Source organism: Pseudomonas fluorescens, from assembly GCF_902497785.1.
GTDB lineage: Bacteria > Pseudomonadota > Gammaproteobacteria > Pseudomonadales > Pseudomonadaceae > Aquipseudomonas > Aquipseudomonas fluorescens_BO.
In genome coordinates this window covers 21,374-42,741 of sequence record NZ_CABVHK010000028.1, presented here as the reverse complement: position 1 = coordinate 42,741, position 21,368 = coordinate 21,374, and the positions used below count along the sequence as shown (strand labels likewise).

Genomic DNA, 21,368 nt, shown 5'->3' with positions numbered 1-21,368 from the left:
GGGAAACCTTCGATGAGTTTTGTAGGACCGGTTGGCACCGGGTGGCGCAAATCGTTCGTTGAACGGGCGGCAAAGCGTCCATGTTTGGCCGAAACGTCGTTATCTCTGTGCTGAACCTGTCGCTAGACTCGGGGCTTCCCAAGGAGATTGTTCTCATGCACGAGTACCTGAGTCCCGGCCGCTTCATCGATAGTGACCACCCTTCAGTGGTGGAGTTCGCCGAAAAACACCGGGGCAACAGTCGCGACCCGCTCGAGCAGGCGATCAATCTCTATTACGCGGTGCGCGAGGCCGTGCGTTACAACCCTTACACCTTCAGCCGCGACCCAGACACCTTGCGTGGCAGTTATGCACTGGCCGCCGGGGAAAGTTACTGCGTGCCCAAAGCCACGTTGCTGGCCGGTGCGGCCCGGCATTGCGCGATTCCCGCGCGGATCGGCCTGGCGGATGTGCGCAATCATTTATCCACCCCGCGTTTGCTGGAACTGCTCAAGAGTGACGTGTTTGCCATGCATGGTTATACCGAACTGTACCTGAACAATCGCTGGGTCAAGGCCACGCCGGCGTTCAACCAGAAACTCTGCGAATTATTCAACGTTGCAGCGCTGGAATTCGACGGGATCAACGACAGCGTATTTCATCCCTTCAATCGCGACGGCGAGCAGTTGATGGAATACCTGATCGATCACGGCCAGTTCACCGACGTGCCGGAAGCGTTCTTTTTCGAGCACCTGGAAAAGTGCTACCCGCATCTGTTCAGCGAACATCTGCCGTCCCTGTTGGGTGATATGCAGAGCGATTTGAGTCGCGCCTGATCCGGCGTATGCTGCCTGCGCATTTATCCATAACCATAAAGAGGCGGTCATGCTGAAGATCTGGGGTCGGAAAAATTCGTCGAATGTCAGAAAGCCTTTATGGGCCGCCGAGGAGTTGGGCCTGGCCTATGAAGCGATCGATGCGGGCGGCGCGTTCGGTGTCGTCGACACGCCTGAGTACCGCGCGATGAACCCCAATGGCCGCGTGCCAGTCATCGAGGACGACGGTTTCGTGCTGTGGGAATCCAACGCCATCGTCCGTTACCTGATGGCCCTCCATGCAAGCGACAGCGCCTGGTATCCCTCGGACTTGAAGGCGCGCGCCACGGCCGATAAATGGATGGACTGGACCACTGCCAATTTCGCCGGTCCGTTTCGCACAGTGTTCTGGGGCGTGTTGCGTACCCCGGAGGACAAGCAGGACTGGCCCGCCATCAACGCCGCAATCAAAGAGTGCGACGGCCTGCTGGCGATGGCCGATCAGGCGCTGGGGACTCAACCGTACCTGTCGGGCGATGAAATCGGCATGGGCGACATTCCCCTCGGAAGTTTCATTTATGCCTGGTTCGAGATGCCCATCGAACGCGCACCGCAGCCCCGGCTGGAGGCCTGGTATGCCCGCCTGAAACAGCGTCCGGCGTACCGCAAAGCCGTCATGACTGCGTTGACTTAATACTTACTATCGACACACTTGACTGTACTTGTGTGGCGGTGACAAGCACCATTGCGCTTATGCGCCGCGGTTGTGTTGATCACCGCCCGCCCTTATTTATTCCTTTCTTCCCCTTCTTGGTGCGTAAATCCGATATGAGTTCCGCTCTGTCCATCCGGCAGCTAACCAAAACCTACGGCAACGGTTTCCAGGCCCTGAGTGGTATCGATCTGGATGTCGCCGAAGGTGACTTTTTTGCCTTGCTCGGCCCGAACGGCGCCGGCAAATCCACAACCATCGGCATCCTCTCGACCCTGGTGAACAAGACCAGTGGCACCGTGAACATCTTCGGTCACGACCTGGACAAGAATCCTGCGCAGCTCAAGCGCTCCATCGGCGTGGTGCCGCAGGAATTCAATTTCAACCAGTTCGAAAAAACCTTCGACATCGTTGTGACCCAGGCCGGTTATTACGGCATCCCGCCGAAAATCGCCAAGGAACGCGCCGAGCAGTATTTGACCCAGCTTGGCCTGTGGGACAAGCGCGATACACCGTCACGTTCGCTGTCCGGCGGCATGAAGCGTCGGCTGATGATCGCCCGTGCGCTGGTTCACGAACCGCGCCTGCTGATCCTCGACGAACCGACGGCGGGGGTCGATATCGAGCTGCGTCGTTCGATGTGGACGTTCCTGACCGAGCTCAACCAGAAAGGCATCACGATCATCCTCACCACGCATTATCTGGAGGAGGCTGAGCAACTGTGCCGCAACATCGGCATCATCGACCACGGCACCATCGTCGAGAACACCAGCATGAAACAACTGCTGGGCCAGTTGCATGTGGAGACGTTCCTGCTCGACATCAAAAACACCCTGAGCGCCGCGCCACAGTTGCTCGGTTACCCGACCAAGCTGCTCGATGGCCATACGCTTGAAGTCCAGGTCGACAAGGCCATGGGCATCACCGCGCTGTTCACCCAGCTGGCGCAGCAGAACATCGAAGTGCTGAGCCTGCGCAATAAAACCAATCGCCTCGAGGAGTTGTTCGTGTCCCTGGTGGAGAAAAATCTGTCGAAGGTGGCGGTATGAGTTCCGAGCTGCAACCCAACCTCGTCGCGCTCAATACCATCGTCTACCGTGAGGTCAAGCGCTTCACCCGGATCTGGCCGCAGACCCTGCTGCCGCCGGCAATCACCATGGTTTTGTACTTCGTGATTTTCGGTAACCTGATCGGCCGGCAGATCGGTGACATGGGTGGCTTCACCTATATGGAGTACATCGTGCCGGGGCTGATCATGATGTCGGTGATCACCAACTCCTATGGCAACGTGGTGTCGAGTTTCTTCGGCAGCAAGTTCCAGCGCTCCATTGAGGAATTGATGGTATCGCCGGTGTCGCCGCACACGATTCTGATCGGCTACACCTTGGGCGGCGTGCTGCGCGGGTTGATGGTCGGGGTGATCGTGACGCTGCTGTCGCTGTTCTTCACCCAGTTGCAGGTGCATCACTTGGGTGTGACCATTCTGGTGGTGGTGCTGACGGCGACGATTTTTTCTTTGTTGGGATTCATCAACGCGGTGTTTGCGCGCAACTTTGATGATATTTCGATTATTCCGACGTTTGTGCTGACGCCGCTGACTTACCTGGGGGGGGTGTTCTACTCGATCTCGCTGTTGCCGCCGTTTTGGCAGACCGTTTCCTTGGCCAACCCGGTGTTGCATATGGTCAATGCGTTTCGGTACGGGATTCTCGGGGTTTCGGATATCCGGATCAGTGTGGCGATTACGTTCATGCTGGTGGCGACGGTTGTGTTGTATGTCGGGTGCGCCCGATTGTTGGTGAGTGGGCGGGGGATGCGGACTTAGGCTTCCTCCGGTCCTGCGCATTTCCTGTGGGAGCGAGCCTGCTCGCGATGGGCGTGAACGATAACCCGCGTTATCTGGATCAACGCTGCGGCTGGGCGTTTTTCGCGAGCAGGCTCGCTCCCACAGGGGATTGGTTCCATCCACGAGGATGTGCTTGATCAATCCAGCGAAGCACGTCAGATCAAAATCCGGTCACTCCCTCCGCTTTTTCTTCCGCCGCGACCACTGCCGACTTACCCACCACCGCCAATACATCATCACCAGGCAATAGGCGAGGGCACCCAACACCACCCCCACCACCACCGAGCCCAGCAAAAACGGCTGCCACAGCGTGGACAATTCGCCGCTGATCCATTCCCAGGTCAATTCATCAGGCAGATGACGAGCCGGAACATCCATCAACCAGGCGCCGGTCTGATACGTACAGAAAAACACTGCAGGCATGGTGATCGGATTGGTCAGCCAGACCAGGCTGACCGCAATCGGCATGTTCCCTCGCACGATAATCGCAAGAACGGCAGCCACCAGCATCTGCAACGGAATCGGCAAAAATGCCGCGAACAAACCCACCGCCATGGCCCGTGCAACCGAGTGTCGGTTGAGGTGCCAGAGGTTCGGGTCATGCAGCAGGGTGCCGAGAAAGCGTAAGGATTTATGTTCCCTGATGCTGGTCGGATCTGGCATGTAGCGTTTGAATAAGCGCCGGGGCATAAGGCTTCTCGGTCGGTTAAGGCGGCAAGTATGTCTGGATTCTATGAGTCTCCCATTCAGACTTTGTGACAATTAATAACCGTGCTCGTGCGATAAGCCGGCTAAGCCTAGAGAGGGGACTCTCAAGGATGGGCGTATGCGCACAGGGATGATGGCGCTGGCGCTGGGCTTGTTGGCCTTGCGTCTTTTGCCGGTTTTACCGCCGGTCTGGTTATGGGTGCTGCTACCGCTCGCGGGTTTGATGGTGTTGCCGTTTCGGCCTTACCCATTGGCATTTTTCCTGTTCGGCCTCAGTTGGGCCGGCGCGAATGCGCAGTGGGTGCTGGATGATCGCCTGACGGCGAACCTTGATGGCGAAACCCGCTGGATTGAAGGGCGGGTCACGGGATTGCCCCAGAACAATGACGGGGTTGTTCGTTTCGAATTCGCGGATGCGCGGTCGAGACAGGCGAAAGTGCCGACGCTGATGCGCCTGGCCTGGTATGACGGGCCGCCGGTCAACAGCGGTGAACGCTGGCGGCTGGCGGTGAAATTGAAGCGTCCCGCCGGGCTGCTCAATCCCCATGCCTTTGATTACGACGCCTGGTTGCTGGCGCAACGCATCGGAGCCACCGGGACCATCAAGGACGGCCAGCGACTCAGCGAAGCCCGGTGGGCCTGGCGCGACGGCATCCGTCAACGCTTGCAAACGGTGGACGCGCAAGGGCGCAACGGTGCCCTGGCCGCGCTGGTTCTGGGCGATGGCGCCGGGCTCAGTCGTGAGGATTGGCAGGTCTTGCAAGACACCGGCACCGTGCATTTATTGGTGATTTCCGGGCAGCACGTCGGCTTGCTTGCCGGGGTGTTGTATCTGCTGATTGCCGGGCTTGCTCGCTATGGTCTGTGGCCGAATCGCTTGCCGTGGCTGCCATGGGCGTGCGGGCTGGCATTCGCTGCGGCACTCGGCTATGGGTTGTTGGCGGGGTTCGATGTGCCGGTACGGCGCGCCTGCGTGATGATCGGTCTGGTGCTGTTGTGGCGTCTGCGCTTTCGCCACCTCGGCGCCTGGTGGCCATTGTTGCTGGCGCTCAACGCGGTGCTGCTGCTGGATCCGCTGGCGAGTCTGCAGCCGGGTTTCTGGTTGTCCTTTGCGGCGGTGGCGGTGTTGATTTTCACCTTTGGTGGCCGGTTGGGCGCCTGGCGCTGGTGGCAAACCTGGACCCGTGCGCAATGGCTGATCGCAATCGGGCTGGGGCCGTTGCTGCTGGTGCTGGGGTTGCCGATCAGCATCAGCGGTCCGGTGGCCAATCTGCTGGCGGTGCCTTGGGTCAGTCTGGTGGTGCTGCCGCCGGCCTTGTTGGGGACGTTGCTGTTGCCGCTACCCTATGTCGGTGAAGGGTTGCTGTGGCTGGCGGGCGGCTTGATCGATTGGCTGTTCAAAGGCCTGGCGTTGATGGCCGGTCAGTTGCCCGCTTGGGTGCCCGTGGCGATTCCAGTGTGGACATGGGCATTGGGCGCCCTTGGTGCGTTTTTCCTGTTGATGCCTCGCGGCATACCGCTGCGGCCGTTGGGGTGGCCGCTGTTGCTGGTGCTGGTTTTCCCGCCCCGGCCATTACTGCCGGAAGGTATCGCTGAAATCCTGCAACTGGATGTCGGCCAAGGCCTGGCGATTCTGGTGCGAACCCGCCATCACACGCTGCTCTACGACACCGGGCCGCGCTTCGGCGACTTCGATCTCGGCGAGCGCGTGGTCTTGCCAGCCCTGCGCAAACTGGGTGTGGACGAACTCGACTTGATGCTGATCAGCCATGCCGACGCCGACCACGCCGGCGGCGCGCGTGCGGTGGCCAATGGGTTGCCGGTGTCGCGAGTCCTCAGCGGCGATCCTGAGGCACTGCCCGATGCGTTGCACGCCGAGCCCTGCAATAGCGGCCAGCAATGGAGTTGGGACGGCGTGCGGTTCCAGCTCTGGCAATGGTCTTCGGCGGCAGACAGCAATCAGAAATCCTGTGTACTGCAGGTCGAAGCCAATGGCGAACGAATCCTGCTGACCGGGGATATCGACACCGCCGCCGAACGAGAATTGCTCGACAGTCCGCTGGCCGTGCCCACCGATTGGTTGCAGGCGCCGCACCATGGCAGCCGCAGTTCGTCCTCGGCAGCACTGCTCGCCGTGCTGCAACCCAAAGCGGTGCTGATCTCGCGCGGCAACGGCAATTCATTCGGTCACCCGCACCCAACCGTCGTGGCGCGCTATCGAAAGCGCGGCATGGCGATCTATGACAGCGTCGAACAAGGCGCCATTCGTCTGCACCTCGGGCGCTTCCAGCTGCCCTGGACGATGCGTCAGGAACGGCGGTTCTGGCGGGCCCCGCCATAACCGCGGGTTATTAAAGCCCGACCGGATGCGACATCACGGTCTTCGGTGCGCCGACCCCCTATGTTAGAGTGGCGCACTTTTTCGAGGGGGCTGTCACTGTGTGGGAATTGGTCAAATCCGGCGGCTGGATGATGCTGCCGATCATTCTGAGTTCCATCGCGGCCATGGCGATCGTCGCCGAGCGCCTGTGGACCCTGCGTGCCAGCCGTGTGACCCCGGAGCATTTGCTCGGGCAGGTCTGGGTATGGATCAAGGACAAACAGCTCAATAAAGAAAAACTCAAGGAATTGCGCGCCAACTCGCCGCTGGGCGAGATTTTGGCGGCGGGCCTGGCCAATTCCAAGCATGGTCGCGAGATCATGAAAGAGTGCATCGAGGAAGCCGCTGCACGGGTTATTCACGAGCTCGAACGCTATATCAATGCCCTCGGCACTATCGCCGCCATGGCGCCGTTGCTCGGTCTGCTGGGCACTGTGCTGGGCATGATCGATATTTTCAGTGCATTTATGGGCAACGGCATCGGCACCAACGCCGCCGTGCTCGCGGGTGGTATTTCCAAGGCGCTGATTACCACGGCCGCGGGTCTGATGGTCGGTATCCCGGCAGTCTTCTTCCACCGTTTCCTGCAACGTCGAATCGATGAGCTGGTAGTGGGCATGGAGCAGGAAGCGATCAAACTGGTCGAGGTCGTTCAGGGTGATCGTGACGTGGACCTGGCTGAGGGCAAAAAAGCGTGAAATTCCGCCGAAAACCGCGGGAAACGGTAGACATCAACCTCGCGTCGCTGATCGACGTGGTGTTTATCCTGCTGCTGTTTTTCGTCGTCACCACTACTTTCACCCGTGAAACCCAGTTGCGTGTCGAGCTGCCGGAAGCGGTCAGTGGTTCGCCCGCCGAAGACCAGCAGGTCAAACATCTCGACGTTGCTATCAATGCAGAAGGTGCGTTCTCGGTGAATGACAAGGTCTTGCCGAAGAACGACCTGACGACTCTGATGGATGCGCTGCAGAAAGAGTCCAATGGCGACACCAACCTGCCGCTGTCCATCAGCGCCGACGGCAAGACTCAGCATCAGTCGGTCATTATCGCCATGGATGCCGCCGGCAAACTCGGATTCAGCCACCTGCGCATGACCACCGTCGAAGCGGCGCCGCCCGCGCCCTGATGGCCATGTCCGAACGGTTGCTTGCCGCGTGGTACCAGGGTCATCCGGCCCTGAAACTGTTGCAGCCGCTGGAGTGGCTGTATCGGCGCGTGGTCATGAAAAAGCGCAAACGTTTTCTGGCGGGCGAGGGCGAGATCTATCAGCCGCCGGTGCCGTTGATCGTCGTCGGCAACATCACCGTGGGTGGCACCGGCAAGACGCCGCTGATTCTGTGGATGATCCAGCACTGCCAGCGCAGCGGGTTGCGCGTCGGTGTGGTCAGCCGTGGCTATGGCGCCAAACCGCCGCAATTGCCGTGGCGCGTCGAGGCCGATCAAACCGCCGACGTCGCCGGCGACGAGCCGTTGCTGATTGTTCAGCGCACCGGCGTGCCGTTGATGATCGATCCGGATCGCAGTAACGCCGTCAAAGCGCTGCTGGCGAGCGAACCGCTGGACCTGATCCTGTCCGATGACGGCATGCAGCATTACCGTCTGGCCCGAGATCTGGAGCTGGTGTTGATCGATGCTGCCCGAGGTCTGGGCAACCAGCGTTGCTTGCCTGCCGGACCGTTGCGCGAACCCGTCGAGCGCCTGCAAAGCGTCGATGCGGTGCTCTACAACGGCGCCGCGGAGGATCGCGCCGACGGTTTTGCCTTCCAGCTGCAACCCACCGAACTGGTTAATCTGCACAGCGGCGAACGGCGTCCCCTCGACCATTTTCCTGCCGGTCAGGCGGTGCATGCAGTGGCCGGGATCGGCAATCCGCAGCGTTTCTTCACAACCCTCGAAACGCTACACTGGCGGCCAGTCCCGCATGCGTTTGCCGACCACGCCGAATACAGCGTGCAGGCCTTGAATTTCACACCGTCATTGCCGTTGGTGATGACTGAAAAGGACGCGGTGAAGTGCCGTGCCTTTGCCGCCGCCGATTGGTGGTACCTGACGGTCGATGCTGCGCCATCGCCGGCCTTCGTGGCCTGGTTCGATACGCAGCTGATGCGCCTGCTGCCGGCTCGTCTTTTGCCTTAAACCGTTTTTATCCAGGGAATGCTCATGGACACTAAATTGCTCGACATCCTTGCTTGCCCGGTCTGCAAAGGCCCGCTCAAACTCAGCGCCGACAAAACCGAGCTGATCAGCAAGGGCGCAGGTCTCGCTTACCCGATTCGCGACGGCATCCCGGTGATGCTCGAATCCGAAGCCCGCACCCTGACCACCGACGAGCGTCTGGATAAATGACCTCCGCCTTTACTGTTGTCATTCCATCGCGTTACGCCTCCACCCGTTTGCCGGGCAAGCCGTTGCTGCTGATCGCCGGCAAACCGATGATTCAGCACGTCTGGGAACAGGCGAGTAAGAGCAGCGCCGAACGCGTGGTGGTCGCCACGGACGATGCGCGCATTGTCGAGGCGTGCAACGGGTTTGGCGCTGAAGTGGTGCTGACCCGCGAAGACCACAATTCCGGCACCGATCGCTTGGCTGAAGTCGCGGCGAAACTGGGCCTGGCGCCCGACGCCATCGTGGTCAATGTCCAGGGCGACGAACCGCTGATCCCGCCGAGCGTGATCGATCAGGTCGCCGCCAACCTCGCGGCCCACGCCGAAGCGCGCATGGCGACACTGGCCGAGCCGATCGAAGACGTCGAAACCCTGTTCAACCCCAATGTCGTCAAAGTGGTCAGCGACCTCAACGGCCTGGCGCTGACGTTCAGTCGCGCGACGTTGCCGTGGGCCCGGGACGCGTTCGCGAAAAATCGCGAAGAGCTGCCCCAAGGCGTGCCGTATCGTCGTCACATCGGCATCTATGCCTACCGCGCCGGGTTCCTCCATGACTTTGTCAGCTGGGGCCCGTGCTGGCTGGAAAACACTGAATCCCTGGAACAGCTGCGTGCCTTGTGGCACGGCGTGCGGATTCACGTGGCCGATGCATTGATTGCACCGCCTCCCGGTGTCGACACCGTCGAAGATCTTGAGCGCGTTCGTCGCCTGCTGGAGGCCTGATGCGGGTTTTGTTCGTGTGCCTGGGCAACATCTGCCGTTCACCGACGGCCGAAGGCGTGCTGCGGCATAAATTGCGTGAAGCGGGGCTGGCCGATCAGGTCGAGGTCGCCTCCGCCGGCACCGGTGACTGGCACGTTGGCGGGCCTCCAGACGAGCGCAGCCAGGCCGCGGCCAGGCTGCGCGGTTACGACCTGTCCGCCCAGCGCGCCCAGCAAGTGACCCGCGCCGATTTCGCCACCTACGATTTGATCCTCGCGATGGACAGCAACAACCTGCGCAACCTCAAGGCTTTGCAACCCGTCAGGGGCAAGGCTGAGCTGGACCTGTTCCTGCGTCGCTATGAGTCGGACATCGATGATGTGCCGGATCCGTACCACGACAGCGATCAGGGGTTTGAATACGTGCTGGACCTGATCGAGCGAGCCGCCGACCTGCTAGTGATCGAACTGAAGGGCCGGTTATGAGTTTGCAGGTGCTGACTGGCGTTTCGCTCAAGCCTTACAACAGTTTTGGTGTCGATGTTCAGGCCCGTTTGTTCGCCGAGGCCCACAGCGATGCCGATGTGCGTGAAGCGCTGGCGTATGCGGCGCAACATGCCGTGCCGTTGCTGGTGATTGGCGGTGGCAGCAATCTGCTGCTGACCGCCGACATCCAGTCGCTGGTGCTGCGCATGGCCACGCGCGGCATTCGCATTCTCAGCGATGACGGCAACCAGGTTGTCATCGAAGCCGAGGCCGGCGAGCCTTGGCACCCCTTCGTGCAACACACGCTGGCGCAGGGGCTGTCGGGGCTGGAGAACCTCAGCCTGATCCCCGGCACCGTCGGCGCGGCACCGATGCAGAACATCGGCGCCTATGGAGTGGAAATCAAGGACGTGTTCGCTGGCCTGACCGCGCTGGATCGCCAGACCGGCGAACTGCGCGACTTCAGCCTGGCCGAATGCAACTTCGCCTACCGCGACAGCCTGTTCAAACAGGAACCGGGGCGCTGGCTGATCCTGCGGGTGCGTTTCGCGCTGAACCGCGCTGCGCATTTGCATCTGGAGTACGGCCCGGTGCGTCAGCGCCTGAGCGAGCAGGGTATCGAGCAGCCGACCGCCAGCGATGTCAGTCAGGCGATTTGCAGCATCCGCAACGAGAAGCTCCCGGACCCGGCGGTGCTCGGCAATGCCGGCAGCTTCTTCAAGAATCCGCTGGTGTCGGCGGCGTTGGTCGCCCGGCTCAAAGGTCAATACCCGGACCTGGTGGCTTACGCGCAACCCGACGGGCAGATGAAGCTGGCGGCGGGCTGGCTGATCGAGCGGGCAGGCTGGAAAGGTTTTCGCGACGCCGATGCCGGCGTGCATGCATTGCAGGCGCTGGTGCTGGTCAATTACGGCAGCGCAACCGGCCTGCAATTACTGCACCTTGCGCAGCGCATCCAGAAAGACATCGCAGAACGTTTCCATGTCGACCTGGAAATGGAGCCGAATCGGTACTGAGCCAAGCTTTCAGGATTGATTTCAAAGCCCTGTACAACTTCGATTGTGCAGGGCTTTTTTGTTAATGCTGGGTTAACTTAGCCCCCTAACGATGCAAGCATTTGCTCCACCAAAGGCCCGATGCAGACGTCCCCGTCCGCATAAGAGAGCCTCATTAGCCTGAGCCGATCTGCGTGATGCCAACCGCCAGTCTCTGGCGGCAGATTGCTCGACCCCATAATCCAGTACCCATATGCGGGCGTGCCCATGATTACCCTGAAACTCAACGGTCAAGACCATCAACTCGATGTCACCGAGGACATGCCGCTGCTCTGGGCTATCCGCGACGTGGCCGGTTACAACGGCACCAAATTCGGCTGTGGCATGGGCCTGTGCGGCGCTTGCACCATTCATATCGACGGCTCCCCGGCGCGCAGCTGCATCACGCCGATCGGCTCGGTGATCGGCCAGAACGTCAGCACCATCGACAACCTTCACGCCGACCCGGTCGGGCAAGTCGTTCAGCAGGCGTGGCTGGATACCGCAGTGGCGCAGTGCGGTTTCTGCCAGGGCGGGCAGATCATGTCGGCGACGGCGCTGCTCAAGATCAACCCGAACCCCAGCGATGAGCAGATCGAAGAGGCGATGGTCGGCAATATCTGCCGTTGCGGCACTTACAACCGGATCAAGACTGCTATCCGTCAGGCCTCCACTCACCTGAAGGAGGCCAAGGCATGAGCCCTTTACCGAATGATTTCGCGCTGAGCAATCTCAGCCGTCGCGGTTTCCTCAAAGGCGTCGGTGCCACCAGTGCGCTGGTGCTCGCCGCGAGCTGGGGCTGGCAGGACGCTTTCGCTGCCGAGGCCGAGAAGAAATTTGGCGCCGACGGCATGCCCAACGGCTGGATCGATGATCCAAAGGTCTACGTCAGCATTGCCGCCGATGGCAGCGTGACGGTGGTGTGCAACCGCTCGGAAATGGGCCAGGGCGTTCGCACCAGCCTGAGCATGGTGGTAGCCGATGAACTGGATGCCGATTGGGCGCTGGTAAAAGTACAGCAGGCGCCGGGCGACGAAGTGCGTTTTGGCAATCAGGACACCGACGGTTCGCGCAGCATGCGCCATTGGTATGAGCCGATGCGCCGCTGCGGTGCCGCCGCGCGAACCATGCTTGAGCAAGCCGCCGCCGAGCAGTGGAAAGTCCCGGTCGGCGAGTGTCATGCGCAATTGCACAAAATCATCCATAAACCCACCGGCCGCGAGCTCGGTTACGGCGCGCTGGCCGCCGCTGCGAGCGCGCTGGCGGTGCCGGCACGCGACAGTCTGCGGCTCAAGGAACAGTCGGAGTTCCGCTACATCGGCAAGGAAGGCACTAAAGCCATCGACGGTGCCGACATCGTCAACGGTCGCGCCCTCTACGGTGCCGATGTGCATGTCGACGGAATGCTCTACGCCACCATCGCGCGCCCGGCGGTGTACGGCGGCAAGGTCAAATCACTGGACGACAGCGCTGCGCTGAAAGTCCCGGGCGTGATCAAAGTCATCCAGATCGAAGGTCGTCCGCTGCCATCGGAGTTTCAACCGCTGGGCGGCGTGGCCGTGGTGGCCAGCAATACCTGGGCCGCGATCAAGGGCCGTGAGGCCCTGAAGATCGAGTGGGACGACGGCCCCAACACCAGTTACGACTCGATAGCCTACCGCAAGGAGCTCGAAGCTTCGTCGCTCAAGCCGGGCAAAGTGGTGCGCAACACCGGTGATATCGACGCAGCCATGAGCGGTGCCGACAGCAAACTCGAAGCCTCCTATTACCTGCCGCACCTGGCGCAGGCGCCGATGGAGCCGATGGTCGCCATCGCGCGTTTCAAGGATGGCGTGTGCGAAGCCTGGGCCCCGAGCCAGGCACCGCAAGTCACCCGCAAGCGGATCGGCGAACGCCTTGGCATTCCGTTCGATAACGTCACCATCCACGTCACCCTGCTGGGCGGCGGTTTCGGCCGCAAATCCAAGCCGGACTTCATCATTGAAGCGGCCATTCTCGCCAGGGAATTTCCCGGCAAGGCCGTGCGGGTGCAATGGACCCGTGAAGACGATATCCATTGTTCATATTTCCACACTGTATCGGCCGAGTACCTCAAGGCCAGTCTCGGCAAGGACGGCCTGCCGTCGGGTTGGCTGCACCGCACCGTGGCGCCGAGCATCTCCGCACTGTTTGCACCGGGCATGAACCACGAAGCGGCGTTCGAGTTGGGCATGGGTTTCACCAACATGGCTTACGCGATTCCCAATGTGCGCCTGGAAAACCCGGAAGCGGCGATCCACACGCGGGTCGGCTGGTTTCGCTCGGTGTCGAATATTCCTCACGGTTTTGCGATCCAGAGCTTTGTCGATGAACTGGCGCACCAGGCCAAACAGGATCCACTGAAGTACCAGATCAAACTGCTCGGCCCCGATCGTCAGATCGACCCGCGCACCTTGAGTGAAGAGTGGAACTACGGCGAATCCCCCGAGCGTTATCCGATCGACACCGGGCGCATGCGCACGGTACTGGAAACCGCCGCGAAAGCCGCCGGTTGGGGGCGTGAGTTGCCGAAAGGTCGCGGGTTGGGTCTGGCGGTGCATTACAGCTTCGTGACCTATGTGGCGGCGGTGATTGAGGTCGAAGTCAAAGATGACGGCACCTTGATCGTGCACAAGGCCGACATCGCCGTGGATTGCGGTCCGCAGATCAACCCCGAGCGGATTCGCTCGCAGTTCGAAGGCGCCTGCGTCATGGGCCTGGGCAACGCGGTGCTGGGCGAGATCAGCTTCAAGGACGGCAAGGTTCAGCAGGACAACTTCCACATGTACGAAGTGGCGCGCATGTCCCTGGCACCGAAGGAAGTCGCCGTGCATCTCGTCACTCCGCCGGGCAATGTGCCGTTGGGCGGCGTCGGGGAGCCGGGCGTGCCGCCGATTGCGCCGGCGCTGTGCAATGCGATCTTCGCCGCGACTGGCAAACGCATCCGCAACCTGCCGGTTCGCTATCAGTTGCAGGGCTGGCAGAAGGCTGAGGCCTGATGGACAGCGTCGATCTGAACGTCTTGCGTAGCGTGCTCGAATGGCGCCGCGCCGGTCAGCGAGTGATGTTGTACAGCGTGGTCCAGACCTGGGGCACCGCGCCCCGGGCACCTGGCGCCATGCTGGCCTTGCGCGAAGACGGGGTGGTGATCGGTTCGGTGTCTGGCGGGTGTGTCGAGGATGATTTGATTGCGCGGCTGCATGACGGCCGTATTCCGGACGATGGGCCGCCGGTGCAGTTAATCACCTACGGCGTCACCCGCGAAGAGGCCGCACGTTTCGGCTTGCCGTGCGGCGGCACATTGCGTCTGACCGAAGAGCGCATCGGTGACCCGACCTGGGTCGCCGATTTGCTGACGCGTTGCGAGGCCCATGAAATCACGGCTCGGTCGCTGGATATCGCCACTGGCGAGGTGACGTTGCAGTCAGCGACCAAGAGTGATGTGCTGAGCTTCGACGGCCACACGCTGCGCGCGATTTACGGCCCGCGCTGGCGGTTGTTGCTGATCGGCGCCGGGCAGCTGTCCCGTTATGTGGCGGAGATGGCCCGGTTGCTGGATTTCGAAGTGCTGATCTGCGATCCGCGCACCGAGTTCGTCTACGGCTGGGAAGAGCAGCACGGGCGTTTTGTCTCCGGCATGCCGGACGAAGCGGTGCTGAACATTCAGACTGACGAACGCACGGCCATCGTCGCGCTGACCCACGACCCGCGCCTGGATGACATGGCGCTGCTCACGGCGCTGGACTCCAGGGCGTTTTATGTCGGTGCGCTGGGTTCGCGGGTCAACAGCCTGAAGCGCCGGGACAACCTGGCTCAGCTAGGCTTGTCAGAAGCCGCCATCGCGCGCCTGCACGGCCCGATCGGTTTGCACATCGGCAGCCATTCTCCGGCGGAAATCGCCCTGTCGCTGCTGGCCGAAATTGTCGCGATCAAAAACGGCGTCGAGCTGAAACAGAAGAAGCCGTTGCAGGAGCAGGTATGAGCGAGCACATCGGCGTCATCGTATTAGCGGCGGGGCAGGGCAGTCGGTTTCGACAGGTGGCCGGTGCCGACAAAGACAAGTTGTTGGCGGACTGCACGGGGCGTGACGGCGCTGTGCGCTCGGTCATCGAGCAGGTACTGGTCAGCGTGCCGGCAACCCTGACGAAGCGCGTACTGGTGACCACCGAAGATCGCCCGCAGGTGGCGCGCATGGCTCAGGCGTATGGTTTTGACATCGTACTGGTTGAATCGACGGGCATGGGTGACAGCATTGCCGCAGGCGTGGCGGCGTGTCCGCAGCTCGGTGGTTGGCTGGTCGTGTTGGGGGATATGCCGTTTATTTTGCCGTCGAGCTTTGAGCGGGTGCTGGTCGGGATTGCAGATGATGCTGTCAGTGTGCCCGTGCATCGGGGGGAGTATGGGCATCCGGTAGGCTTCGGTCGCCACTTCGGACCGGGGCTGATGGCGTTGTCCGGTGATCATGGCGCCAGGCCGTTGTTTGCGCAGGGCAGGGTGGTCGAGGTGGCTGTGGATGATGCCGGGGTGTTGTGGGATGTAGATACACCTGAGAAGTTACTCTTCAAGTAGCCATGACCCAACCCCTGTGGGAGCGAGCTTGCTCGCGATAGCAGTGGATCAGCGTGAGTCCATTTCGAAGGTTAAACCGTCATCGCGAGCAAGCTCGCTCCCACAAGGGGCCTCGTGATGTTCGCAGGCATAAAAAAGCCCCGCCTGGATCACCAGGCGGGGCTTTTTAGTGGCCGATGGAATCAGACGAGAGGTTTAGGCTCGTGCTCTTTTTCCAGGGCTTGTTCGTGTTGCTCTACTGCGTCCTGAACGGAGCGAGGTGCTTCTTCGATGACCGAGGCAGCAGGCGCCGCCTCAATCACTTCAGCAACAACCGGCGCAGGCTCGGCGGCGACAACCGCTTCAACCGGAGCCGCAGCGGCTGCCAGTTCGGCTTCCTTCTGCAGGCGCTCTTCTTCACGCTTGCGACGACGCACTTCGCGCGGGTCATTCGGCGCACGGCCATTTTCGGTCAGGGCGCTGACGGGGGCAGCTTCAACCACTGGCGCAGCCACTTCGGCTACCACAGGGGCTTCAACCACCGGAGCAGGCTCTGGTTCGGCAGCAACCACCACTGGCTCGACGAACGCTGCTTCAGCGACTGGCGCTGGCGCTGGCGTTTCGACAACCGTTGGCTCGGCCACCCAATTGAACGTAGTTTGCTCTTCGCGAACTTCACGAACAGTTTCGGTGACTGTTTCGGCAACGGTTTCAGCCGCTGGCTCTGCAATCACTGCAGGTGCTTCAGCAACGAAGGCCGGTTCAGCGGCAGCTTCAGCCTGAGGCTGTGCTGCTTGGAACGGTGCCACTTCGATTTCCGGAGCAGAGGTCGCTTCTACAGGCGTGGTTGCTTCAACCACCGGCGCTTCCACTGGAGCAGTTTCCAGAGTGGCGGCAGTGGCGCGTTCGGCTTGCTCGTTGGCCTGTGCTTCGGCCGGCGCGCTGATCACGGTGCTGGCAACGGCTGCGGTGACAGCCAGGCCGGCGGCCAGATCGGCCGTGCTTGGGGTTTCGATGCCTTCAGCACCTTCGTTACCTTCGGCCGAATCCGATTCTTCCGAACCTTCGATCACGTTGCCATTGGCATCGCGTTGACGCTCGCGACGGTTGCTGCGACGACGCTGGCCACGGGAGCGGCGACGTGGGCGATCGCCTTCGGCGCCGTCCTGACCGTCTTCCTGCAATTGCTCTTCGTTGCCCGTCAGCTCTTCTTCGGCAACGGCGGCAGCCGCTTGCTCGGCACGCGGTTGACGTTCTTCACGCGGTGGGCGTGGAGCGCGTTCTTCGCGTGGCTGGCGAGCCGGACGCTCTTCAGCAGTGACAGCGGCAGCGGCAGCGGCGGCGGCCGGAGCGGTTGCGTCCAGCGGTTCGCGCAGTTCACGCACACGTTCTTCACGCTCGCCACGAGGCTTGCGATCTTCACGAGGCGCGCGCGGTGCACGTTCTTCACGCGGGGCGCGTGGTGCACGCTCTTCACGTGGGGCACGTTCTTCGCGAGCGACGGCCGGGGTTTCTTCACGGGCTTCGCGTGGCTCGCGGGGTGCGCGTTCTTCACGCGGTGCACGTTCCTCGCGAGGCTTGCGCTCTTCATCGCGGCGACCGTTACGGTTGCGGCTCTGCTGACGACCGTTGCGACGCTCTTCATTGCGCGCAGGGCGTTCGGTGGCGGCTGGTTTTTCAACCGCAGCCGGGGCAACAGGCTCTTCCTTGGTCGCAAACAGGCCGACCAGCGACTTCACCAGGCCTTTGAACAGGCTTGGCTCTGGCACAACGGCCGGAGCGGCAACCGGTGCGGCAACCACTTCGGTCGGGACCGGAGCATTGGCGCGGGCCGGAGCGGTCTTGACCGCGGCTTCCTGGCGAACCAGGGTGCGGGTCGCAGCGGCTGGCTGGACTTCTTCGACTTCGGCAGCGGCGGCTGCGATTTCGTAGCTGGACTGGTTGATGCTGGCTTCCGGGCTGTCGTCGCGCAGACGCTGAACTTCGAAATGCGGCGTTTCGAGGTGATCGTTCGGCAGGATGACAATGCGCGCACGGGTGCGCAGTTCGATCTTGGTGATCGAGTTGCGTTTTTCGTTGAGCAGGAACGCTGCGACCGGAATCGGCACTTGGGCGCGAACTTCGGCGGTGCGGTCTTTCAGGGCTTCTTCTTCGATCAGGCGCAGGATCGCCAGCGACAGCGATTCAACATCACGGATGATGCCGGTGCCGTTGCAGCGCGGGCAAACGATGCCGCTGCTTTCGCCCAGCGACGGACGCAGGCGCTGACGGGACATTTCCAGCAGGCCGAAGCGCGAGATGCGACCGACTTGCACGCGAGCGCGGTCGGCTTCCAGGCATTCGCGGACTTTCTCTTCCACGGCGCGCTGGTTCTTGGCAGGGGTCATGTCGATGAAGTCGATGACGATCAGGCCGCCGATGTCGCGCAAGCGCAACTGACGGGCGATTTCTTCGGCGGCTTCAAGGTTGGTCTGCAGGGCGGTTTCTTCGATGTCGCTGCCTTTGGTGGCGCGCGCCGAGTTGATGTCGATGGACACCAGGGCTTCGGTCGGATCGATGACGATGGAGCCGCCGGAAGGCAGTTCGACGACGCGCTGGAAAGCGGTCTCGATCTGGCTTTCGATCTGGAAACGGTTGAACAGCGGCACGCTGTCTTCGTACAGCTTGATCTTGCTGGCGTACTGCGGCATCACCTGGCGGATGAAAGTCAGGGCTTCGTCCTGGGCTTCAACGCTGTCGATCAGTACTTCGCCGATGTCCTGGCGCAGGTAATCGCGGATGGCGCGGATGATCACGTTGCTTTCCTGATAGATCAGGAACGGCGCGGAGCGATCCAGCGAGGCTTCTTTGATGGCGGTCCAGAGTTGCAGCAGGTAATCGAGGTCCCACTGCATTTCTTCGCTGCTGCGGCCCAGGCCGGCCGTGCGCACGATCAGACCCATGTCGGCCGGGGCAACCAGACCGTTCAGGGCTTCACGCAGTTCGTTGCGCTCTTCACCTTCGATGCGACGGGAGATACCGCCGGCACGCGGGTTGTTCGGCATCAGCACCAGGTAACGACCGGCCAGGCTGATGAAGGTGGTCAGGGCAGCGCCCTTGTTGCCACGTTCTTCTTTTTCAACCTGAACGATGACTTCCTGGCCTTCGCTCAGGACGTCTTTGATGTTGACGCGGCCTTCGGGGGCTTTTTTGAAGTATTCGCGGGAGATTTCTTTGAGGGGCAGGAAGCCGTGGCGCTCGGAGCCGAAATCGACAAAGGCAGCCTCAAGGCTTGGTTCGATGCGAGTAATCCGGCCTTTATAGATGTTGGCCTTCTTCTGCTCGCGTGCACCGGATTCGATGTCCAGGTCGTAGAGGCGTTGGCCATCTACCAGTGCAACACGCAACTCTTCGGGTTGAGTTGCGTTAATCAGCATTCTTTTCATGTAGTACCGTCGGTTTCCGGGCTGCCGGAAACGGCGTTCGGCACACACGACTTCTCACGGTCGGTGTCAGGTGCGTCGGGAGTGGTTGGCCATTCCCGTGTCCAGCGAAGTCCGGCCAATGTGGGCCTTCGTCGCGACGTACGCGTCCTGCTTGCTGTGGCTACTTAAGCACTCAGTCAGGAGGAGGAATCAACCGGCGGCTGTGGACGAGATGAAGCGTCTTGATAAAGCCTAGTGCTACACAGTCCAGCGGTTGTGCATCTCCACCCTACACGTATCCCTGATAATTCGGGTGCTGCCGCGCGCAGAATCCGCAGCGGGTTGGCATTTACCGTGAGCTCCGAAAGGGGAGGTCACGCATCATGGCTAATTTAGGCGGTGTTTCCGAAGCGTTCGCTCGGGGTCATTCGCAGCTGACTGCACTTTGTGAACTGGCCGTGAATATTGGCTCGCCAAGTGAGTGAAAACTCTGCTTTGCGGCGTGATTCAGGCCTTATGTCACCTGCGCTCGTTACACCTGCAAACTCCACCGTTACGTAGCGAAAGCCCCGTAGGACGGCCTCGCGTCCTGGTGAATTGCATTGGTCAGGGCCGGTTTTTGACCGTTGGTCCGCTGTCCAGGCCGCTTTTGGCGACGTTCGCGACTATAGCAGTAATGATTAAGTGCTTCAATTCCATAAAAAATTGATATCATCCGCGCCATGACGACTACTGCCCCCTCGACCCCAAGCGTACAACTGCTTGAGGTCTCGCCGGAATATGCCGGCCAACGAATTGATAACTTCCTTCTCGCTCGGCTCAAAGGCGTGCCCAAGACTTTGATTTACCGCATTTTGCGCAAGGGCGAAGTGCGGGTTAACAAAGGTCGGATCAAGCCCGAATACAAGCTGCAGGCGGGTGATATCGTGCGCGTGCCGCCGGTTCGCGTGCCCGAGCGCGACGAGCCTGTGCCCTTGGCTCAAGGCCTGCTTCAGCGCCTCGAAGCGTCGATTGTGTTCGAAGACAAAGCGCTGATCGTGATCAACAAGCCTTGCGGCATCGCAGTTCACGGCGGCAGCGGCTTGACCTTCGGCGTGATCGAAGCCTTTCGTCAGTTGCGTCCCGATTGCAAGGAGCTCGAGCTGGTTCACCGTCTCGACCGTGATACCTCCGGCCTGTTGATGATCGCCAAGAAGCGCAGCATGCTGCGTCACTTGCACACGGCATTGCGTGGCGACGGCGTCGATAAGCGCTACATGGCGCTGGTCCGCGGCAACTGGGCGTCCTCGATCAAGCAGGTGCGTGCGTCGCTCGGCAAGAGCAATCTGCGCTCCGGCGAGCGCATGGTCGAGGTTGACGAGGAGGAGGGCAAGGAGTCCGTGACCGTGTTCAAGGTGCTGCGCCGCTTCGGCGACTTTGCCACCCTGATCGAAGCCAAGCCGATCACCGGCCGGACTCACCAGATCCGCGTTCATACCCTGCACGCCGGGCATTGCATCGCTGGCGACACCAAGTACGGCGACGAAGGTTTCAGCAAGGAAATCCGCGACCTGGGCGGCAAGCGTCTATTTCTGCATGCTTACATGCTGACCGTGCCGCTGCCGGATGGTGGCGAGCTGAAGTTGCAGGCGCCAGTCGACGATATGTGGGCCAAAACCGTGGAGCGCCTGAGTGCACCCCTCTGATTACAAGCTGCTGATTTTCGATTGGGACGGCACACTGGCTGACTCCATTGGTCGGATTGTCGAAGCGATGCACGTCGCCTCCGAGCGTTCCGGCTTTCAGTTGCGCGATGATTTTGCGGTCAAGGGCATTATCGGGTTGGGGCTGCCGGAGGCGATTCGTACGTTGTATCCGGAAATCGGCGACAACGAATTGAGCGCTTTCCGTCAGCACTACGCCGATCACTACATCGCGGCGGAAGCGGTGCCTTCGCCGTTGTTCGAAGGTGTCGTCGAGTCGATGTCCGCGTTTCGCGCCGAGGGTTATCACTTGGCGGTGGCCACCGGTAAGGCGCGTCGCGGGCTCGATCGGGTGCTGAAAGCCCATGGTTGGGAAGATTATTTCGACATCACCCGTGCCGCCGACGAAACCGCCAGCAAGCCTCATCCGCTGATGCTGGAGCAGATCCTCGCCCATTGCGAGGTTCGCCCGGAGCAAGCGTTGATGGTTGGCGACTCGTCCTTCGACCTGCAGATGGCGCGCAACGCCGGCATGGATTCGGTGGCGGTCAGCTATGGCGCGCAATCGATCGACGCGCTGAAAGTGTTTGAGCCGGCGCTGGCCATTGATCGTTTTTCAGAATTGCATGCCTGGCTAAGTCAGCGGGCTTAATAGATTTTTGCTGGGGTAG

The 21,368-nt window shown here is 61.1% G+C and carries 20 protein-coding genes; 18 read left to right on the top strand and 2 right to left on the bottom strand.

The features are described from left to right. The first annotated feature begins 155 nt into the window (after nt 1-155). From F8N62_RS29990 to F8N62_RS29975, 4 genes are all read left to right on the top strand, one after another. The gene (locus tag F8N62_RS29990) at nt 156-815 is read left to right on the top strand and encodes a transglutaminase-like domain-containing protein (RefSeq protein WP_150714023.1); all 660 of its coding nucleotides are present in this window, start codon (nt 156-158) and stop codon (nt 813-815) included. A 49-nt stretch (nt 816-864) separates the two neighbouring features. Then, the gene (locus F8N62_RS29985) at nt 865-1,488 is read left to right on the top strand and encodes a glutathione S-transferase family protein (protein WP_150714022.1); all 624 of its coding nucleotides are present in this window, start codon (nt 865-867) and stop codon (nt 1,486-1,488) included. Between the two features lie 134 nt (nt 1,489-1,622). Next, entirely contained in the window at nt 1,623-2,555 is a 933-nt protein-coding gene (locus tag F8N62_RS29980) for an ABC transporter ATP-binding protein (protein ID WP_150714021.1), read from the top strand. Next, on the top strand, nt 2,552-3,331 hold the full coding sequence (locus F8N62_RS29975) for an ABC transporter permease (protein ID WP_046049056.1): 780 nt from the start codon (nt 2,552-2,554) through the stop codon (nt 3,329-3,331). Before F8N62_RS29980 ends, F8N62_RS29975 begins: the two co-directional genes overlap by 4 nt. Before the next feature lie 192 nt (nt 3,332-3,523). On the opposite strand, the gene F8N62_RS29970 is transcribed toward F8N62_RS29975, so the two are convergent. Continuing rightward, on the bottom strand, nt 3,524-4,042 hold the full coding sequence (locus F8N62_RS29970) for a DUF2062 domain-containing protein (protein WP_150714020.1): 519 nt from the start codon (nt 4,040-4,042) through the stop codon (nt 3,524-3,526). A gap of 136 nt (nt 4,043-4,178) precedes the next feature. Between F8N62_RS29970 and F8N62_RS29965 the strand changes: the two genes are divergently transcribed. From F8N62_RS29965 to F8N62_RS29910, 12 genes are all read left to right on the top strand, one after another. Beyond that, nucleotides 4,179-6,401 (top strand): DNA internalization-related competence protein ComEC/Rec2, encoded by a 2,223-nt coding sequence (locus tag F8N62_RS29965; RefSeq protein WP_150714019.1) that lies wholly within the window; start codon nt 4,179-4,181, stop codon nt 6,399-6,401. 98 nt (nt 6,402-6,499) lie between these two features. Continuing rightward, complete coding sequence (locus F8N62_RS29960) at nt 6,500-7,138, top strand: MotA/TolQ/ExbB proton channel family protein (protein WP_191632470.1); 639 nt, start codon at nt 6,500-6,502, stop codon at nt 7,136-7,138. Next, the gene (locus tag F8N62_RS29955; RefSeq protein WP_150714017.1) at nt 7,135-7,566 is read left to right on the top strand and encodes an ExbD/TolR family protein; all 432 of its coding nucleotides are present in this window, start codon (nt 7,135-7,137) and stop codon (nt 7,564-7,566) included. The genes F8N62_RS29960 and F8N62_RS29955 overlap by 4 nt, the downstream gene beginning before the upstream one ends. Further along, entirely contained in the window at nt 7,566-8,576 is a 1,011-nt protein-coding gene (lpxK, locus tag F8N62_RS29950; RefSeq protein ID WP_150714016.1) for a tetraacyldisaccharide 4'-kinase, read from the top strand. Before F8N62_RS29955 ends, lpxK begins: the two co-directional genes overlap by 1 nt. 24 nt (nt 8,577-8,600) lie before the next feature. Next, nucleotides 8,601-8,786, top strand: coding sequence for a Trm112 family protein (locus F8N62_RS29945; protein ID WP_003179363.1), 186 nt, complete (start codon nt 8,601-8,603; stop codon nt 8,784-8,786). After that, a complete protein-coding gene (gene kdsB, locus F8N62_RS29940) occupies nt 8,783-9,547 on the top strand; it encodes a 3-deoxy-manno-octulosonate cytidylyltransferase (RefSeq protein WP_150714015.1) in 765 nt (254 codons plus the stop codon). Before F8N62_RS29945 ends, kdsB begins: the two co-directional genes overlap by 4 nt. Then, on the top strand, nt 9,547-10,011 hold the full coding sequence (locus F8N62_RS29935) for a low molecular weight protein-tyrosine-phosphatase (RefSeq protein ID WP_150714014.1): 465 nt from the start codon (nt 9,547-9,549) through the stop codon (nt 10,009-10,011). Before kdsB ends, F8N62_RS29935 begins: the two co-directional genes overlap by 1 nt. After that, complete coding sequence (murB, locus tag F8N62_RS29930; protein WP_150714013.1) at nt 10,008-11,027, top strand: UDP-N-acetylmuramate dehydrogenase; 1,020 nt, start codon at nt 10,008-10,010, stop codon at nt 11,025-11,027. Before F8N62_RS29935 ends, murB begins: the two co-directional genes overlap by 4 nt. A gap of 246 nt (nt 11,028-11,273) precedes the next feature. Continuing rightward, a complete protein-coding gene (locus tag F8N62_RS29925) occupies nt 11,274-11,744 on the top strand; it encodes a (2Fe-2S)-binding protein (RefSeq protein WP_150714012.1) in 471 nt (156 codons plus the stop codon). Then, complete coding sequence (locus F8N62_RS29920) at nt 11,741-14,062, top strand: xanthine dehydrogenase family protein molybdopterin-binding subunit (protein ID WP_150714011.1); 2,322 nt, start codon at nt 11,741-11,743, stop codon at nt 14,060-14,062. The genes F8N62_RS29925 and F8N62_RS29920 overlap by 4 nt, the downstream gene beginning before the upstream one ends. Continuing rightward, nucleotides 14,062-15,045, top strand: a complete 984-nt coding sequence (locus tag F8N62_RS29915; RefSeq protein WP_150714010.1) for an XdhC family protein — start codon at nt 14,062-14,064, stop codon at nt 15,043-15,045. Before F8N62_RS29920 ends, F8N62_RS29915 begins: the two co-directional genes overlap by 1 nt. After that, nucleotides 15,042-15,632 (top strand): NTP transferase domain-containing protein, encoded by a 591-nt coding sequence (locus tag F8N62_RS29910; protein ID WP_150714009.1) that lies wholly within the window; start codon nt 15,042-15,044, stop codon nt 15,630-15,632. The genes F8N62_RS29915 and F8N62_RS29910 overlap by 4 nt, the downstream gene beginning before the upstream one ends. A 182-nt stretch (nt 15,633-15,814) precedes the next feature. Here the strand turns inward: F8N62_RS29910 and rne are convergent, their stop codons facing one another. Then, nucleotides 15,815-19,036 (bottom strand): ribonuclease E, encoded by a 3,222-nt coding sequence (gene rne, locus F8N62_RS29905; RefSeq protein ID WP_150714008.1) that lies wholly within the window; start codon nt 19,034-19,036, stop codon nt 15,815-15,817. Nucleotides 19,037-19,737: 701 nt separating this feature from the next. Here rne and rluC point away from each other — a divergent pair. Together rluC and F8N62_RS29890 are read left to right on the top strand one after the other, a co-directional pair. Continuing rightward, complete coding sequence (rluC, locus tag F8N62_RS29895; RefSeq protein WP_150714006.1) at nt 19,738-20,700, top strand: 23S rRNA pseudouridine(955/2504/2580) synthase RluC; 963 nt, start codon at nt 19,738-19,740, stop codon at nt 20,698-20,700. Further along, the gene (locus tag F8N62_RS29890; protein WP_150714005.1) at nt 20,687-21,349 is read left to right on the top strand and encodes an HAD-IA family hydrolase; all 663 of its coding nucleotides are present in this window, start codon (nt 20,687-20,689) and stop codon (nt 21,347-21,349) included. The genes rluC and F8N62_RS29890 overlap by 14 nt, the downstream gene beginning before the upstream one ends. Nucleotides 21,350-21,368: the final 19 nt, after the last annotated feature.